The sequence below is a fragment of the Desulfopila sp. IMCC35008 genome (genome assembly GCF_010646885.2).
GTDB lineage: Bacteria > Desulfobacterota > Desulfobulbia > Desulfobulbales > Desulfocapsaceae > Desulfopila.
Window position 1 is genome coordinate 1,265,194 of sequence record NZ_CP050700.1, and the last position, 16,945, is coordinate 1,282,138.

Genomic DNA, 16,945 nt, shown 5'->3' on the forward strand with positions numbered 1-16,945 from the left:
AAAATAATTATATATTACGAATTCTCCCTTACACTATCAGACAACCTCTGTCTATTTGTAAAAAACTACTGAGGACTGGAAGTATGTTTTGAAAACGTAAGTTGCATAATTGTTCCGCAAAGGTAGGGCTCCCGGTCCTGCTGTAGTTACAGACAGTGCTCTCAAAAGAAAAGATAAGATGCGGGAGAATCATGGCTAAGTTGAACAACGTACTGATCTCCTATTTCGTTTTTTTGAGCATAAATTCTAAAAATCTTAATTCAAGGAAAAGACGATGGAAAGAATCATGAAGTTGATTGGACTCACAGTTGTTGTTTGTCTGCTCTCAGGGTGTGTTGAAAAACAGGTTTCGGTAAACAATGGGGATCTTAATCGCGAACTGGAATCACCTGCCGAAAAAGCAAAAAAGTCAAAGAATGAAGCAGGAAAAGTTTCTGACTTGAAGGACGAAGTACTTCAAATGCTTCCTGAACCGGTAGAAGGGTTTTCTTGGTCCCTCTTCAAGGGTGTTGCCATCCAGCGCCCAGTCAATTGGAATGAATATTCACAAGGAGGGACATATTGTTCATCTGTCGAATCTGTCCAACAAAATGGCATTTTTCAAACAGGAGTCACGATACAGATCATCAGGGATACACAAAAAAATAAGAACGTGTCAGCAGCACTTGCGGCTGGGGTGCTGATCAATGACATCGAGAAGCTGAAAGAAAATCGGAAGATATTTATCAATTTTAATAAACACGATAACCTTGAAACGATTGTATACAGATACAGAAATGCACCACAGAACATGACTCCCATAATTGTTCATAAATACTTCCAAGTTTCCGAGAAAGAGGATTTTATGAATATCGTCACATTTGAGACCACTGAAGAAAAATGGGATGAGTATTGGAAAAAATATGGGGAAGTAATTTTAAGTAAAGTTGTAGTTTATGGCGTTGAGTGACATTCCGACTGTATGAAGTGCCAAAACCCGATAAAATGATTAAAAAATGCAATATCAATGTTTTATGGAAGTTGCATGGAGTGGAAAGCAGATCGTTGTTTTAATTGCATTGGCGCTTGGTATTATTAGGGACCAACTTTCCAGTTTGGGCAACCAACCTGGAAAGTTGAGGTATTATGATTATGGGAACCCACCTAAGTCACGTACTGAAAAAAAAAGGATCTAATTTCTGCCTCTAAATGAATTGTTCCTCACTGAATTGATTGTTGGCAAATTGCTGAGGACGGAGGATTTTTTTCAAATAAGCCTATCAGATTAATGGTGCTATGTCTGTTTTCCTATGATGCACCTGCAGTTCTATTCACAATGAATTACGATTTAAATACACCAGTGTCTTTGTTAGTTATCCAATTGAAATTCACCTAAAAAAACAGGAATATCATTTAAGGTGCACCTTGGCTCAAATCGAGCAATATATTTTGCAAGGATATCTCATTAGAAAAAACCAATAGTCTTTTATTGTTAGCACATATCAGCCGGTTATTGAGGGTTTTTTTACAACAGGGAAGTGCCTACCTGAGCAATACAATTCACTGTGCGCCTTAACTAATTATCTCGACTCGTGAATTTTCAGTGTTAGCCTCTCGGTTCAATTCAGGGCTAATTCAAAGATGTTGATAAAACGGAATTTTCACTCATTCACAGGGGAAAAACTGTGATTAGAAACTATTGCCAATGATACGATAATTGACTAGGATACCACCAGAATTGATTATAGGTGGGTCTGAGCTGGCTTTTTACGGCCTGTTTGACAAGTGACCTCATCGCAAGAGGATAACCTATCATACTCTCCCCATCTCCCCGCTATTATCATGGCGTTAGGAATTTATGGTATGAATGGCATTGCGATAGGCGTTTTTCTGGTTGCTTTAAGTACGTTGCTGGTTGAGCTCACCTTGATACGGGTCTTTGATGTATTGTGGTATCCGAACATAGCTTACCTCGTCATCACTCTCAGTATGTTTGCTTTTGGTCTTGCCGGGGTTTATTCATCACTGAGGCCTGTCGATGAGACCTCAAAACTCAATAACAAGATTGCCTGTCTTGCTATTCTCGGTGGATTGTTTGCTGTCCTGTTGATTCCTGTTCTTGATCACTGTCCGTTCGACTTTAAGGAAATTGGCCGGAAAACCCAAGAGTCTGCAATTCACTTCGGTATAATATATCTCTTTATTACAGTACCTTTTTTTTTGGGCGGGGTCATTCTCACTTCTATCTTCTCCAAGTATTCTTCCCGTATCCAGAGTTTATACTTCTGTGACCTGACTGGCGCTGCCCTGGGCTGTATAGTTCTCATCCCCCTCTTACCGCTGGTAGGCGCTGCGGGGCTTCTATTTGTAGCCTGCGGACTCGGGTTTTTGATTGCGGCCATCTTTTTTCAACAGAGGGTTTTTAAAGGTGTTGCCGTACTCATTGGTATTGGGATAATTGCCTATCCATTTTTCAGGGGTGAGTATATAGAATTCAAGCCTCATATTAATAAAAGGGGGTTTTCTACATTAAGTAACAAAGGCACCCATGAGTATTCCGTCTGGGATCCGATATCGAAGATCGATATTGTCACCTATCGGCGAAATTTTAAGTGGATTGCCTATGATGGTGGTACCCAAACCAGTTATTATTACAGTTTTGATGGTGATTACGGACAGTTACTTGAAGATGTTAAAACCAAACCTCATCGACATTTCTGGGGAAAGGTGGTTTTACCCTCTCACTACCTGAAGCAGAATACTCGGCAGGAAGTTCTGATTATTGGCAGCGCCGGTGGGCAGGAGACGAAGGCTGCCCTGGCCTATGGTGCCTCCCACGTTGATGCGATAGAGCTGGTGGGTGCTGTAGTTGAGTTGGGGAGGGGGAAGTTTGATAAATATATAGGTGGGATCATGAACGATCCCAGGGTAAATGCGCGCAAAGGCGAGGGACGGAGTTTTTTGCGTTCCACCCATAACAAGTACGATATCATTCAGATGATGAGCAACCACAGTAGTTCCAGTATAGCCGCCGGCAGTGGCTCGCTCAACACCACTTATCTGCAGACCGCTGAGGCGTACACTGAGTATTTTACCCACCTCAAGGAAGATGGTATCCTGCATATCAACCACCATATCTATCCTAAGATGGTGGCAACAGCTGCGCTAGCCTGGAAGCGATTGGGCAGGAGTGATTTTCGCAAACACGTAGTCGTATTTGAGGTGCCCGGAGTCCAGGATAATCTTCCGACATTATTGATAAAGATGTCTCCATGGACTGAGCAGGAATTGCAGGATCTTATGGCATTCATGACCAGCGCCAATGAGCTGGTTGTCAACCCATTGGACCCGGAGAAGAGTTTTCTTTCCGATGATTTCTTTTCAGGTGATTTTCCCAAGGAGTTGGAACAAAAGGCCAATTACCGTATAGGACCGTCAGTTGATGATAAACCCTACTTTAACTTTATCCGTAAAGGTGTATCACAAGTTGATATCCAGCCGGAGACGTTTACTAATGCATCTGTCGCAAAGCTTTTAAACTCCAGGTTGCAGGATGGGGTACCCAGGGATACTATTCATCTTTATGTGACGGCTGTTGCCTCACTATTGTTTGCCGCTGTTTTCCTTTTTGTGCCGCTGCTGTTTTCACCTGTGGGCAAGGCGAAATGGGAGAGTAAAAGAAGCTTTCTCGCTTATTTTGGTTGCCTCGGGGCTGGCTTCATTTTGTTGGAGCTTGTCTTTGTCCAGATATTCATGAAGTTAATCGGGTATCCACTCTACACCTATTCCACCGTGATCTTTATCTTTCTGTTCAGTGCTGGCGTAGGAAGTATGATGTCGGAGAAGTTTGACATGTACGCACCCCGGCGGTGGCCTATTGTGTTTGGCGGAATCGCCGTCTCTGCACTTTTTATAATGGCTGTACAGACCTGGTATTTTGATACCTTTCTGACCATGCATATCTCAGTCAGGATTGTAGCTGCTTCTGTATTGATTTTCCCCCTGGGGCTCTTTCTGGGTATGCCTTTTCCCCTGGGAGTTTTAAGTGTGCGCCATCAAGTGCCGGGAACCATTGCCTGGGCCTGGGCCATGAATGGACTTTTTACCGTTATTGGTGGTTTTCTCAGCGTAATACTCTCGGTACAGATCGGTTTTAGGGCGACAGTGCTGGTAGCGGTTGTCATGTACCTGGTCGCCGGAATCTTCTTTAAAAATATTTATCATCCCCGCATTGCTGAAGGATAATGAAAGATAGAAACGGATAAGAGATGAGCAAAGAACAACTCGATTTTCGCCAAAGTAGCCGGTTGCTGAGACAGTATGGAATACAGGCTCAAGGTGAGTATGTCTTCTCTGAAGACGACGCTGTAGTCCAGGCTGCGAAACTGGGGTATCCGGTTGTCGTTAAGTCTGTTTCGCAAAAGATCATCCACAAAACTGATGAGGGAGCTGTCTTCCTCGATGTTCAAAATGACCACGATCTGCACCGGGCGTGCACTACGTTGAAAAAGTTGATGGGCGGTTTTTCCCGGGATGAAGGAGACGGGATACTCGTTCAGCGGATGGTGGCCAAAGGACTGGAGATACTGATCGGAGCAAAACGGGACCCTGGGTTCGGTGCGGTAACCATGATTGGCATCGGGGGTATTTTCGTGGAACTGTATTCCGATGTCGCCATGGGGATCGGCGTGCTCAATCGGGATGATGTTCTGGGGATGCTTGCCAATACCCAGGTTGGAACTGTCCTTGAGGGATATCGCGGCAAAAGGTATGACCGTGAAGCGGTCATTGATGTGGCAATAAAGATTTCCCGCCTGATGCATGAAAACCCGACTATAAGTGAGTTGGATCTCAATCCGGTGATTGTACATGAGACCGGTTGTTCAATCGTTGATGCACGGATAATCAGTGATGATTCCAGCATTGACCCGGTGGCCGAGGATGTCAAACCCTGGGTAATGAATAGCATCAATGCGATATTCAGGGCCGAATCAGTCGCCGTGATCGGAGCCTCGCGACCCGGTACACAGGGCGGTGTGATTTTAAAAAATTGTATCGGCATCAAAAGGTTGTATCCGGTCCACCCCAAGCTGGAGAAGATTCACGGCATTTCGTGTTACAAGTCGCTTGCTGAGTTGCCGGAAGTGCCTGAGGTCGGAGTCTTTGCCGTAAATTCTGAAAGGACGGTTTCCATTTTCAGGGATTTTTGCAGGCTTGGCGGCAAGGGAGCCATAATCTTCAGTGATGGTTTCGCCGAGATGGGCAGGAATGAGCTTGAAGAACAGCTGCTTCAAATTAGCGAAGAGTATAAGGTCGCTTATATCGGCCCCAATTGCATGGGGGTTATCGATAGCTTTTCCGGCCTCAACACAAATTACATCCCGGAACAGCGTTCGGTGACTGTGGAACAACCCAGTGGCATAGGCGTTATCTCCCAAAGTGGTGGGATCGGACTTGAGTTATTGGAGATGTTTCGTGCCGATCACCAGAATCTTGGCAGGTGGGTTTCAATTGGTAATGCGAGCTGTGCGGGTGTCCCGGAAATGCTGGCCCAGATGGGGGATGACCCCAGGATCTCAATTATTGCGATCTATCTTGAAGGTGTCGCCGACGGCCTCAAGCTGATGAAGGTCGGGCGTGAGGTGACCGCTAAAAAGCCTGTAATTATTATTAAGGGGGGAACCGGTGGAGGTGCTGAGGCTGCCCTCTCCCATACCGCCTCTCTCGCCGGAAGCCATGAAGCGTTTCGGGCATGTTGTGAGCAGGCGGGGTTTTATCTTGTTGAAGACCTCACCGAAGATCCAAAAATTCTCGTCAATATACTTTCGATCCTCACAAGCCAGCCGCAGACAGGGAATGATAGGGTGGCCGTGGTCAGTGTCGGTGGTGGCGCTGGTATCCTGCTTGCTGACCAGGTGACCGGGGAGGGCATGCGCCTTGCAGAATTCAGCCAGGAAACCAGACGAAAGTTACAGGCTTTGATCGGTGAAGATCTTCACCGAAAAAACCAGCCGCAAGACGAATCGGTACTCGACAATATTGGTAATAATCCTCTTGATTTGTTTGGTAACTGTAATGATGAAAGATTGCTGGCTGCCCTGAGGATTATTGATGAGGATACTGAAACGGATGTCATCGTTGCCGGGGTCTATCTGCAGGTACCGCTTCTTTCGGAGTACCTTCCGGAAAGGCTTGTTGAACTAAATGATGAGCTGACCAAACCGTTGATCGTTTCCCCCCGAGGGTTTTCGCAATATGTTGATCGCTGCCGAACCTACATGGCGGCCAAGAAACTCCGTACGTATACGGTCCCAATGATGAAACCGCTGGGGATTGCTCTTCGCATTTGGAAACGGTACGGCAGGTCCTTTATGGAGTAGTTTTGAGCGGATTACATTTATTCTCAGGAGCTTTAAGAATCCTTGTCAATCCCAGGTATGGGGTTTTGGTTTCTGCCTCTGGCAAACGAAAAAAATCCGCTTCTCCTGCAGATCTTGGTGTGCCGTTTATTCGTGAGCGTTAGTTTATGAATTCCTGCTAAAGAGTGCCTGTTTGATTTGGTTACAAAAACCTTACTGAGAATCAGGTGATTGTAGCAGTGGGTTTGATAAGGTGCGAGAAAGAAAAGAAAAAAGGGGCAATGGAGTTTTAACACCATTGCCCCTTCGGTCAACTATTTGATCAGATCCCAGTTGGTTAGCTACGCTTACTTCGGATGAAGTCCTTGGTCAGCGAGGGATGGTCCTTGATGATCTGGTCAAGTTCTGCTGAGAGGTTTTCTGTAAGGAACTCATCGATCTGGGCGTAGGTCATATCTTTGCTGACCGCTTCCTCAACAGTAATGACAAAAAGGTCCTTGTCGTCTTCACTCTCTATGTAAGAAAAAATTCCACCTTCTAAATCAGCCTTGGAGGAAGCGGTCTCAGCTTCCTGCTTCTCCAAGGCTTGCAACTTTCCCACAAGTTCCTCAATAGAGGCTGTGGTGGCTTTGTACATTTCCTCTAATTTGGTCACTTGATCCTGCAGTCCGGTATCGGGCTCTTTTTCTACTTTCTCGGAGAGTTCTGCAAGGGTGGCAGTAATTTTTTCTTCAGAAGCTTTTAATTCTTCAACCATGGAGTTGAGACCCTGAATGTCCTGCTTGAATTTATCGTTGTCCGCGGACAGTGCAGTCACATCGCTCTGTAATTTCTGGTTCGTCTGCTGCAGGGATGAAAGCTCACTCTTCATTTTGTCATACTCCTCCTGGGAAATGGCTGGCTCACATACAGTCGTTTCGCTTTGTGCACAACAGGCGCTGTCAGTTTGACAGAAAAGTCCTGAAAGTTTCACCTTGAATTCTGCCCACATACTGTTCGCTTTTTCAGAATCCTGCAAAGCAACAGCGGCAAAGAAGATTCCTACCAGTACAGATATGCATATACCTAACCCGAGACCTAGAGCAATCAGGAACAGTAGGAATTTAAAAAATCCGCCAATCACAAAGCCAATAATACTGCCTACGGTCATGGAATCTCCTGAAGGTACAAGGGAGAAGACCAGGACAACTGCCAGAAGAATAGCACCCGATTGGATTAATGGGGCACGAAACTCACTTTTTTTCATTTTTTTCTCCTAAAATCGGACTCGCACAAAAATGGTGGGTAAATTACAGTTTCGCAAAAAATAACGACTCATAAACAAAAATCAATATCCAAAAAGTGGGAACAAATAAAGAAACCTACCCATACAGTCAAACGTGAAATGGCTCTGCTGTCAAGCTGATTGTTTGGAGTTGTTTCATTCTTTAATAATTAGTTCCCGAATGGCCTTAATACGTACCAGGACAGGAGGGTGTGTATACTCCAGGAAAACAGCCGCCGGATGTGGTGTAAGATTGGAGAGATTGGCCTGGCATAATTTTTTTAAGCCACTGATAAGGTAATCTTTTTCACCGGTTGTTCGAACAGCATAGGCGTCGGCCTGGTATTCGTGTTTTCGGGAAAGGGCGTTGAAGAGCACAGACACCAGCAAGTTGACAGGGGAATAGAGAAAGCCAAAAAAGAATAAGCCTGCATAAACAGAAACATACTCCATTGAAAAAGCTTCGAAGAGTTGTTCGTTACCGAGTACCAGAGATAGAAGGAAAAAAATAAATCCCGTCTGCAAAATAGATCCTGCCATCATCTTGAGGACATGTTTTAATTTGAAATGTCCCATTTCGTGGGCAAGGACCGCAACTATCTCATCTGTCTCAAGTTTGTCTACCAGGGTGTCAAAAAAGACAATCTTTCTGAATTTTCCGAAACCGGTGAAAAAGGCGTTCAGTTTGGTGGAACGTTTTGAGCCGTCCATGGTGAAAATTCCCTGGAGCTTAAACCTCTCCTGCTCTGCGTAATTCATGATGCGTGTCTTGAGTTCACCTTCACCAAGTGGAGAAAACTTGTTGAACAGCGGCATAATGAGTACGGGAGCAAGAAACTGGATGATAATGGAAAAAACAACTACACCAGCCCAGCAATAGATCCAGGCCATTGAGCCGGTGGCATTAAAGAACCAGAGTATCAAAGCCAGCAGGGGGCCTCCAAGTGCTATGGCAAGAAGCGTACCCTTGATGGTGTCGAGGATGAAGGTTTTAACGGTGGTACGGTTAAAACCGAATCGTTCTTCAATAACAAAGGTCGAATAGATAGAGAAGGGCAGGCTGACGATATAACTGAGCAACATCAGACATCCAGCATAAACAAGTCCGGTGAGAATCTCATTGAATTCAAAACTCCGGGCAAAGATATCAACCGCATTAAAACCTCCCAAAAGGAGAAATGCGAGGGTGAGTAGAGTACTTACTGTCGAACTAACGAGGGAAAACTTTGTGGTGACTCTTGTATATTCCTGGGATTTTGCATACTCATCCTGATTGTATACGCTGCTGAACTCCTCAGGGAGAGCCGGGTCAAGCGCCTTCAGGTTGAGCAGGGAGATGCAGCTGTCAAGTAGAAAGCCGATAATGATAATGAGAAGGATAGCAATAAGCCAACTGTTCATAGTAATTGTCTGGTCTGGAGATGAGAATTATGAGTCTGTTTTAGGAGATGTTTATACCACAGATTTTCTACCTGTGGAAAAAGAAAGATCCGGCGGATTGATTCCGCCGGATCTGTTTATGAAGAAGTATGATCGAGAACTGACGCTTACATAATCGTTTTCATGGTGCTTTGAGCTATCTCAAGGAACTGTGAAGGTACAACACCCATTATGATGATCACCAGGATGAGGAGCACCGATGCGATATTGGTCAGGAAGTTGCCATTCACCGCTTCACGTCCTTCAGGGTCGGTACAGAATGTAAGCCGTACCACTGAGAGATAATAATAGATAGCAATAGCGGTATTAATAGCAGCCAGAATGACTAACAGGAGATAATCTTCCTTTAAGGCACCGACCAGGAGCATAAATTTTCCGGTAAATCCAACAAAAGGCGGAATACCGGCCAGAGAAAATAAACCGACCGTGAGGGTGATGGCCAAAAGTGGTGATCTTTTGTGAAGACCGGTGAGATCTTCGATAGCAAGATTTTCACCTTGTGGTGCCACAGAACATATAACCAGAAAACAGGCGAGGTTCATGAAAGCATAACCTGTTATATAGTATAGAGAAGTTGCATATCCTGTTGCATGGAAGGTTATCAGACCGAGTAGCACAAAACCGGCATGAGCAATACCGGAGAAACCCAGCATGCGCTTGAAGTCTTTTTGTACTAGCGCTGAGAGGTTGCCGTAAAACATTGAAAGTACGGCACAGACCATAAGCACATTTACGATAGCGTCGCCACTGCCGCTTGCCAGTATGACGAAACGTATTAACATGGCCACGGCTGCAATCTTGGGTACAGCAGCTATAAAGGCTGTTGTCTCGTTAGAAGCACCCTCATAAACGTCCGGTACCCAGAAGTGCATGGGAAACAGGGCCAGTTTATAGAAGAAGCCGGCTAATACCATGGTGGAGGCAACGACAACAGCGGGCTCAGTGTAAATATCCGATAGTTTAACAACAATATCTGCAAGCCTGGTAGTACCGGTAAGTCCAAACAGGTAGCTCATACCAAAAAGCATGAAACCGGTGGCTGCCACACCAAAAAGCAGATACTTGATGCCAGCTTCCATCTGCCCTTTTGAGCCGAAACGTTCGTCTCTCATAGGAACCATGACATAAACAGCAAAAGAGGACAGCTCAAGCGCCACAAAGATTGCCAGGAGTTCAACGCTGGAGACGAGCATGACCAGACCGAGTACGGACATGCTCAGGAAAATATAATATTCGGCCCGTACCTTGGCCTTTATGCCGGGAAGTTTATCAGTGAAAATGACGACAAACAGGGTTGCCAGGATGATGAGGGCCTTGAACGTCTGTGAGAAGAGGTCCACGTTGTATGCGCTGAAAAAGAGCTCACCACTATTATTAAGAGTGGCGAGTGTTGCGGCCAGTGCAACAGTGAAACAAACGATCGCGGTATTGCGGATAGTTTCAGCCGGGTAAGATCCAAGGCTGAGACCAAAGAATATCAGACCGGCGCCCAGTAGCATTAACTCAGGTAAAAATAGCATCTGTGTACCTTTAGTATCTCGTTATCGAACGATGGTTTCAGCGATTGCCAGGGCCTGACTGGAGTATGCCTGAAAATCGTTTATCAGGCCGACAACGCTGGTATGCATTAAGTTAATAAACGGTTTCGGTCCAAGCCCGATCCATAGTACAAAAAAGAGGAACGGGGCAAGGGTCACAATTTCCCTGGCATTGAGATCTTTGAGCCAGGATTGGTCAGGATTATCTGTGCCGCCCCAGACAACTTTCTGCAGCATCCTCAGCATGTAGGCTGCGGCAAGGACCGCACCGGGGATCGCTGCAAGGGCTATAAGTACGCTGTGCCTGAAAGTACCGGCGAGAATCATGAATTCACCGATGAAACTGTTGGTGCCTGGGAAGCCGAAAGAGGACAGGGAAAAGAAACCGAGGAAGGTGACATAAACAGGCATATACTGGCCGACACCTGTGGCGTCACGTAATTCCCGGCTGTGGGTTCTTTCATAAATCATACCGACACAGATGAAGAGGGCGCCGGTGGTTATACCGTGATTGACCATTTGCAGGATGGCACCCTCAATACCCTCTACATTAAGAACGAAGATACCAAGGGTTACAAACCCCATGTGACCGACAGATGAGTATGCTATCAGTTTCTTCATGTCGGTCTGGGCAAGGGCTGTAAAACCCCCGTAGATAATGCCCGCGATAGAGAGCCAGAGCACAAACGGCATCATCGTCATGGTAGCCTCTGGCGTAATGGGCAGAGCAAAACGGAGGAAGCCGTAGGTTCCCATTTTAAGTAGGATGGAGGCAAGCACCACGGAACCGGCGGTCGGTGCTTCAACGTGAGCTGCCGGTAACCATGTATGGAATGGAAACATGGGAACCTTGATAGCAAATGCCAGAAAGAAGGCAATAAAGAGCAGGATCTGGGCTGTTGAGCTGTATCCCTTCCACATCATGTCCGGGATAAAAAAGCTGTAGTCGTTGGTAATGTAAAGCCAGATTATACCAACCAGCAGGAGCACTGACCCTGCAAGGGTATAGAGAAAGAACTTGATAGAAGCATAAATTTTACGCGGACCGCCCCAGATACCAATGAGTAAGTACATAGGTATCAGCATCGCTTCCCACAGGATGTAAAACAGTACGAAGTCGAGTGCCACAAAGACACCTATCATCGCAGCTTCCATGATCAGCAGGCAAATCATAAATGATTGTACCCTGGTTTTGATGTAAGCCCATGACGCCAGCACACAAAACGGCATAATGAAGGTGGTCATGATGAGCAGCAGGATGGAGATACCATCAACACCTATGACATATTGAATATTGAGTGACTCAATCCAACTATGTTTTTCGACAAACTGGAAGTTGGTGGTCGTCCGGTCAAAACCTATGAGGACAGGCAGGGAGATTCCGGCGATCACCGTGGTGATGGCAAGGCTCCACCAGCGGGCGAAATCCTCATTGTTCACCAGCAGCAGGAGAAGTGCACCTGCTATCGGCAGGAAAATAAGGATGCTGAGATAGGGAGCACCCGTATTGAGTATAAGCTGATCCATTACCAGTAGTCCTTAATCGGTTGAATTAGAGCCAGGCAAACGCAAACAGAGCGATAGCTGCAAACGTTATCGTAATACAGAGGGTGTGCTGGATCTGCCCCCGCTGCAGGGTGCGGCTTACAAAACCGCCAAAGCTTCGTACCAGACGGGCGATTCCGTCGACAACCCCGTCAATGCCATGCCAGTCAAACCAGCCCCAGAACTTGGCAGTGGTCATTAGTGAGACAAGACCGACGACACGGTATACTTCGCCCCAGGCGTTATCAATCGCCTGGATAGGTTTACTTGCGAGCCAGAGAAAACCCTTGCCGCCCTTGCGGTAAAACCAGTCGAGATCGAGGCTGATTGTGGGACGGGCAATGAGTTTATCCTTAAAGAAGTAGAAGCCTACTACTGTAAGGGCAAGTATCTGCAACGTCTCACTTAAGTGGTAACTGGAGTACGGATGGTACTGCACATCGTGAAACGGCAGCATGTCGTAGAGAAACGGTAGGTAGCAACCGACCAGCAAACAGAAAAAGGAGGAGGTCGCCATGGCCGCGAGCATATTTCCGGGAGGATCGCAGGCTTTCTCCCACGTCTCTTCCGAACAACGACTTTCTCCGAAAAAGAGCAGGTAGGGAAGTCGCAGACCGGCCACAAGAAATGTTCCGGCAGAGACCATGGTCAACAAAAATCCGGCCAGGAGCATGTGCTCTTCAAAACTGGCGGAGATGATCATCGATTTCGAAACGAACCCGGAAAGGAACGGGAAAGCAGAAACAGAAAGCGATCCTATCAACAGGAACAGGAATGTGAGGGGCATCTTTTTATAGAGCCCACCAAGTTCCGTAAATTTTGATTTGCCGGTCGAATAAACGACCGAACCTACCGCCATGAAAAGGAGTCCCTTATATAATATATGGGCGAAGGCATGCGCGGCGGTACCGTTTATGGCAAGTGCTGTACCGATGCCGACACCGGTTACCATGTAGCCTACCTGGCTGACGATCTCCCAACCGAGAAGTCTTCTGATATCGTTTTCGAACAGGGCGTAGATGATACCAAGAATGGCCATGATAACACCGAGCACGATCAGTATGTCGAATCCTGCACAGGCTCTGGCTAAGGTGTAAATCGCAGTTTTGGTAGTAAACGCGCACATGAAGACGGCGCCGGTGATAGTCGCCTTGCTATATGCATCAGGTAGCCAGGAGTGCAGGGGAGGTACAGCAGCGTTCAGCATCAGTCCGATCATGATCAGCCAGCTATACGTCTGCATGTTGCCTTCATCCATGTGGACGAAAGAGAGATCTCCGGTTGCCTGGTACCTGAGTACAAATCCGAGCAGCAGGACAAGGCCACCGAAGGTATGTACCAGCAGGTATCTGTAGCCGGCGGCAAGAGCCCCGTCCTCTTTATTGAACCAGACCAGGAAGGTAGAGGCAAAGGCCATCATTTCCCAGAACAGGAACAGCACCAGATAGTCACCGCACAGGATAACCCCAAGGGAACCCGCCACATAAAACCAGGCGGCGATATGATGCCAGTCATTCTTGACATGAATACCGTAGAGTGTCCCGATCACGCACATTAGTGCCATGATAAACAGGAACACAAAGGAGAGATCATCGACACGACCAAAAGTCAGTGTCCAGTTCCCCATGAAGGTGAACACACCATACGTTCCTTTCATTGTACCGAGCCATAGCACATCGCAAAATGTGGTCAGAGGTACCATAAAAAGATAGATTTTCCTGAACGGATCCTTGATGAATGGCAGGAGTATCGCACCCACTATCAGGATCAGGGCAGGATGGATAAAACTAGTTGTCATAGTAGTCCTCCCTGGTCATGATGCCGCTCTTCCCGATCCAGCTTGCGACATAGATAAGCACCACACAGGCAATGAGGCCGAAGAAGGACCAGAAACCGGGGATCTTCTCCATCCAGGTGTGTGCATGGTGTGTGTCAACAAATACAGCGCTCCACAAGATGATCAGTATGATCATGCCGACGAAGACCTGCTTCACCGTTTGTGGACGTTCTTTCAGGTAATCGATGAAATTCACAATCATCCTGTCACCGCCTTTACGAATTGCAACATGTATTGAGGGAATATGCCGATTAAAACGGATATGAAACATGCGATCAGGATCGGGATAAGCATGGATAAGGGTGCTTCCTTTACTTTTGTATATTCCGTGCCTGATGGCGGTTTACCAAAAAAAGCCTTGTATGTGACCGGTGCGAAGTACGCAGCGTTCAGGATAGTACTTGCCAGCAATATAAAGAGGATGCCGAGCTGATGTGCCTCGACGGAACCGACGAGCAAATTCCATTTGGTGATGAAACCGGCAACCGGCGGTGCTCCGATCATAGAGAGTGAAGCTATACCAAATGCACCGAAAGTAAACGGCATGGCCTTACCGAGCCCCTCCATCTCTGAGATGTACTTCTTGTGAGTAACCACGTAGATAGCACCGGCACAGAAGAAGAGGGTGATCTTGGAGAATGCGTGGTTGACAATATGTATCAATCCGCCTTGAATGCCGGGGACAGAGAGCAGGGCTACACCAAGGATAATGTAGGAAAGCTGGCTGACCGTGGAGTAGGCGAGTCGTGATTTGAGGTTATCTTTTGAAAGCGCGATCACCGAGGCCATAATAATGGTGAACCCGACAAAATAGGCCGTCGGTATACCAAGATTAAAGGCCTCCATCAGGTCAACACCGAATACGTAAAGCATTGTCCTGGTTGTGCAGAACACGCCGACCTTCACAACGGCAACAGCGTGGAGCAAAGCAGAAACCGGTGTTGGTGCAACCATGGCACCCGGCAGCCAGTGATGGAAGGGCATAATGCCGTTCTTGGCAAACCCGAACAGGCAGAAAACATAGAGCATGGTCACAAGAGCCCGGTTGGCATCACCACTGAAAACACCTTCGTGGATGTTATGTGGGAAGTCCAAAGTGCCTGTCAGCACATAGATAAGTATCATGGCTGGAAGCAGGAACATCTTGGCGGTCGTTGTCAGGTAAACAATATATTTTCTTGCACCGTCATATCCTTCCTTGTCCTGGTGATGGGCAACAAGCGGGTAGGTGCAGACCGAGACAACTTCGTAGAACAGGTACAGGGTGAAGAGATTGTCTGAGAAGGCAACACCGATGGCACCAAAAATCGCCAGGGCGAAACAGGCATTGAATCGGGTCTGGGCATGTTCCTTCAAACCTCTCATATAGCCCATGGAGTAAAAAACTGCGATGGTCCACAGCGAAGATGCTACCAAGGCAAATATCATGGACATCGCGTCGGCACGCAGAGTGACGGAGACGCCGGGCAACAGGGAAAACATTTGGAAGACGAGGGTCTGTCCGTTCAAAACGGGTTTGATCATGAAGCAGACAGTACCAAGAAGCAATATGGAGGAAACCGATGAGATGCCCTCACGAATATTTTCTTCTTTGCCCCGGAACATGACCCCCAAGGTTCCAATCAGGGGTATGAGCAGGGCAACAAGCAGGAGCGGGGAATGAACGGTGTTATATTCCATGCCGGATAATCCTTTTAGCCTTTGAGATTTACAACATCTTCGGCATCAATTGATCTGTAGTGCCGATAGATTGCAATAACTATACTGAGGCCGATGGCAGCTTCTGCTGCCGCTATTGCCATGATAAACAGGGCAAATATCTGCCCGGTAGCCGGGTCGGGTGCCGCGAAGCGGTTAAAGGTCATGAAGTTGAGCGAGGCACCGACCAGAATCATCTCTGCCGCAATAAGCATCCCAATCAACGTACGCCGGGTAATCAGTCCATATACGCCCATGCCGAACAGAACAGCGGCAACGAGCAGGTATGCGGTCATGGAGTTATGCAGATTCCAGATAGCCATCAACTTTTCCTCCCTTCACGTGCAATAACAATAGCTCCGATAATGGCAATGAGCAGGACAATGGAAATAAGCTCAAAGACCATGGAGTAGTTGGTGAGCAACTGGGTACCGATGACCTCAACCGAACCGTCGTTGATTTTTGGCTCGTTGATCCAGGGGCTTTTCAGGGCGACTAAAGACAAGCCTGTAGTCAGCAATGCCGCTGTGATAAAGCCAATGGGACCGGCGATGGCCTTAATTCGGCTGGGTGTTGACTGTTCTTCAGGGGCAGCGAGCATGATGGCAAACGAGATGGTGACAGCTACGGCTCCAACGTAGATCAGCACCTGCATCATAGCTACAAAAGGAGAGTTGAGATAATAATAGAGGGCGCCGACCCCAATAAAGCAGGTTATGAGACCGGCCACCGCCCGGACAAGCCGTTCGGCATTACAGGCGATCATGCCACCGGTGATGGTGATGCCGATGGTGATAATGAAAATCAGCCCTACAAGGCCGTCACCACTGAACAGGGATGGATTCATCTGTTACGGTCCTCCAGTCGTTTCAGGAGATCAAAATAGAAGTCTTCCTTGCGGGTACTTGCCAGGTTGTACTCCTTGGAAAAGTCGAGCGCGTCAAATTTGCATGCCTCAACACAGGAGCCGCAAAGAGAGCATTTGGTGAAATCAAGTTTATAGACTGTCAGTGCCTTCTTTTTAGACCCTTCGACCTTTTCGCCTTTCAGGGAGATACAATCGGATGGGCAGGCGCGTTGACAGGCCATGCAGACAATACATTTCGGTTTTCCATCATCGTCTTCTATAAGTTCCACATGCCCGCGATACCGCTTGGGCATTGGGATCGTCTCATAGGGGTAGGAGACCGTTACGACCGGTTTGAAAAACTCCTTGAAGGTAATGGCCATACCCTGCAGGAGGCTCCAGAGTCCTTGGAATATTTCGCTGAAATAGGTACCCATG

The 16,945-nt window shown here is 47.0% G+C and carries 13 protein-coding genes; 3 read left to right on the plus strand and 10 right to left on the minus strand.

Annotation, left to right across the window (positions count from 1 at the left end; genetic code table 11):
• Window positions 1–274 precede the first annotated feature (274 nt).
• The 3 genes from GA520_RS05765 to GA520_RS05775 all read left to right on the plus strand — a co-directional run bounded on the left by GA520_RS05765 (window position 275) and on the right by GA520_RS05775 (window position 6,359).
• Window positions 275–949: a hypothetical protein gene (locus tag GA520_RS05765; protein ID WP_163339144.1), complete on the plus strand. Its 675-nt coding sequence runs from the start codon at window positions 275–277 to the stop codon at window positions 947–949.
• Window positions 950–1,842: 893 nt separating this feature from the next.
• Complete coding sequence (locus GA520_RS05770; protein WP_163339143.1) at window positions 1,843–4,224, plus strand: hypothetical protein; 2,382 nt, start codon at window positions 1,843–1,845, stop codon at window positions 4,222–4,224.
• Window positions 4,225–4,247: 23 nt separating this feature from the next.
• The gene (locus tag GA520_RS05775; RefSeq protein WP_163339142.1) at window positions 4,248–6,359 is read left to right on the plus strand and encodes an acetate--CoA ligase family protein; all 2,112 of its coding nucleotides are present in this window, start codon (window positions 4,248–4,250) and stop codon (window positions 6,357–6,359) included.
• Window positions 6,360–6,675: 316 nt separating this feature from the next.
• Here GA520_RS05775 and GA520_RS05780 read toward each other — a convergent pair whose 3' ends face one another.
• The 10 genes from GA520_RS05780 to GA520_RS05825 all read right to left on the minus strand — a co-directional run bounded on the left by GA520_RS05780 (window position 6,676) and on the right by GA520_RS05825 (window position 16,944).
• Complete coding sequence (locus GA520_RS05780) at window positions 6,676–7,584, minus strand: hypothetical protein (RefSeq protein WP_163339141.1); 909 nt, start codon at window positions 7,582–7,584, stop codon at window positions 6,676–6,678.
• Between the two features lie 174 nt (window positions 7,585–7,758).
• Complete coding sequence (locus tag GA520_RS05785; RefSeq protein ID WP_163339140.1) at window positions 7,759–9,003, minus strand: M48 family metallopeptidase; 1,245 nt, start codon at window positions 9,001–9,003, stop codon at window positions 7,759–7,761.
• Window positions 9,004–9,149: 146 nt separating this feature from the next.
• Window positions 9,150–10,562, minus strand: coding sequence for an NADH-quinone oxidoreductase subunit N (locus tag GA520_RS05790; protein WP_163339139.1), 1,413 nt, complete (start codon window positions 10,560–10,562; stop codon window positions 9,150–9,152).
• 21 nt (window positions 10,563–10,583) lie between these two features.
• Entirely contained in the window at window positions 10,584–12,107 is a 1,524-nt protein-coding gene (locus GA520_RS05795; protein ID WP_163339138.1) for an NADH-quinone oxidoreductase subunit M, read from the minus strand.
• Window positions 12,108–12,132: 25 nt separating this feature from the next.
• Window positions 12,133–13,923, minus strand: a complete 1,791-nt coding sequence (locus tag GA520_RS05800; RefSeq protein WP_163339137.1) for a Na(+)/H(+) antiporter subunit D — start codon at window positions 13,921–13,923, stop codon at window positions 12,133–12,135.
• Window positions 13,913–14,164 carry a hypothetical protein gene (locus tag GA520_RS05805; protein ID WP_163339136.1) on the minus strand — a complete coding sequence of 84 codons (252 nt, stop codon included), beginning with the start codon at window positions 14,162–14,164 and terminating at the stop codon, window positions 13,913–13,915. Before GA520_RS05805 ends, GA520_RS05800 begins: the two co-directional genes overlap by 11 nt.
• Window positions 14,161–15,642 (minus strand): monovalent cation/H+ antiporter subunit D family protein, encoded by a 1,482-nt coding sequence (locus GA520_RS05810; protein ID WP_163339135.1) that lies wholly within the window; start codon window positions 15,640–15,642, stop codon window positions 14,161–14,163. The genes GA520_RS05805 and GA520_RS05810 overlap by 4 nt, the downstream gene beginning before the upstream one ends.
• A gap of 14 nt (window positions 15,643–15,656) precedes the next feature.
• Window positions 15,657–15,983 (minus strand): NADH-quinone oxidoreductase subunit NuoK, encoded by a 327-nt coding sequence (gene nuoK, locus GA520_RS05815; protein WP_163339134.1) that lies wholly within the window; start codon window positions 15,981–15,983, stop codon window positions 15,657–15,659.
• Entirely contained in the window at window positions 15,983–16,507 is a 525-nt protein-coding gene (locus GA520_RS05820; protein ID WP_163339133.1) for an NADH-quinone oxidoreductase subunit J, read from the minus strand. Before GA520_RS05820 ends, nuoK begins: the two co-directional genes overlap by 1 nt.
• Window positions 16,504–16,944 (minus strand): NADH-quinone oxidoreductase subunit I, encoded by a 441-nt coding sequence (locus GA520_RS05825; protein ID WP_163339132.1) that lies wholly within the window; start codon window positions 16,942–16,944, stop codon window positions 16,504–16,506. The genes GA520_RS05820 and GA520_RS05825 overlap by 4 nt, the downstream gene beginning before the upstream one ends.
• Window position 16,945 lies beyond the last annotated feature (1 nt).

Excerpts from the sequence above, each read along its gene's own strand:
- GA520_RS05765 (WP_163339144.1), top strand. The coding sequence starts at position 275 with ATGGAAAGAATCATGAAGTTGATTGGACTCACAGTTGTTGTTTGTCTG.
- GA520_RS05770 (WP_163339143.1), top strand. The coding sequence starts at position 1,843 with ATGAATGGCATTGCGATAGGCGTTTTTCTGGTTGCTTTAAGTACGTTG.
- GA520_RS05775 (WP_163339142.1), top strand. The coding sequence starts at position 4,248 with ATGAGCAAAGAACAACTCGATTTTCGCCAAAGTAGCCGGTTGCTGAGA.
- GA520_RS05780 (WP_163339141.1), bottom strand. The coding sequence starts at position 7,584 with ATGAAAAAAAGTGAGTTTCGTGCCCCATTAATCCAATCGGGTGCTATT.
- GA520_RS05785 (WP_163339140.1), bottom strand. The coding sequence starts at position 9,003 with ATGAACAGTTGGCTTATTGCTATCCTTCTCATTATCATTATCGGCTTT.
- GA520_RS05790 (WP_163339139.1), bottom strand. The coding sequence starts at position 10,562 with ATGCTATTTTTACCTGAGTTAATGCTACTGGGCGCCGGTCTGATATTC.
- GA520_RS05795 (WP_163339138.1), bottom strand. The coding sequence starts at position 12,107 with ATGGATCAGCTTATACTCAATACGGGTGCTCCCTATCTCAGCATCCTT.
- GA520_RS05800 (WP_163339137.1), bottom strand. The coding sequence starts at position 13,923 with ATGACAACTAGTTTTATCCATCCTGCCCTGATCCTGATAGTGGGTGCG.
- GA520_RS05805 (WP_163339136.1), bottom strand. The coding sequence starts at position 14,164 with ATGATTGTGAATTTCATCGATTACCTGAAAGAACGTCCACAAACGGTG.
- GA520_RS05810 (WP_163339135.1), bottom strand. The coding sequence starts at position 15,642 with ATGGAATATAACACCGTTCATTCCCCGCTCCTGCTTGTTGCCCTGCTC.
- nuoK (WP_163339134.1), bottom strand. The coding sequence starts at position 15,983 with ATGGCTATCTGGAATCTGCATAACTCCATGACCGCATACCTGCTCGTT.
- GA520_RS05820 (WP_163339133.1), bottom strand. The coding sequence starts at position 16,507 with ATGAATCCATCCCTGTTCAGTGGTGACGGCCTTGTAGGGCTGATTTTC.
- GA520_RS05825 (WP_163339132.1), bottom strand. The coding sequence starts at position 16,944 with ATGGGTACCTATTTCAGCGAAATATTCCAAGGACTCTGGAGCCTCCTG.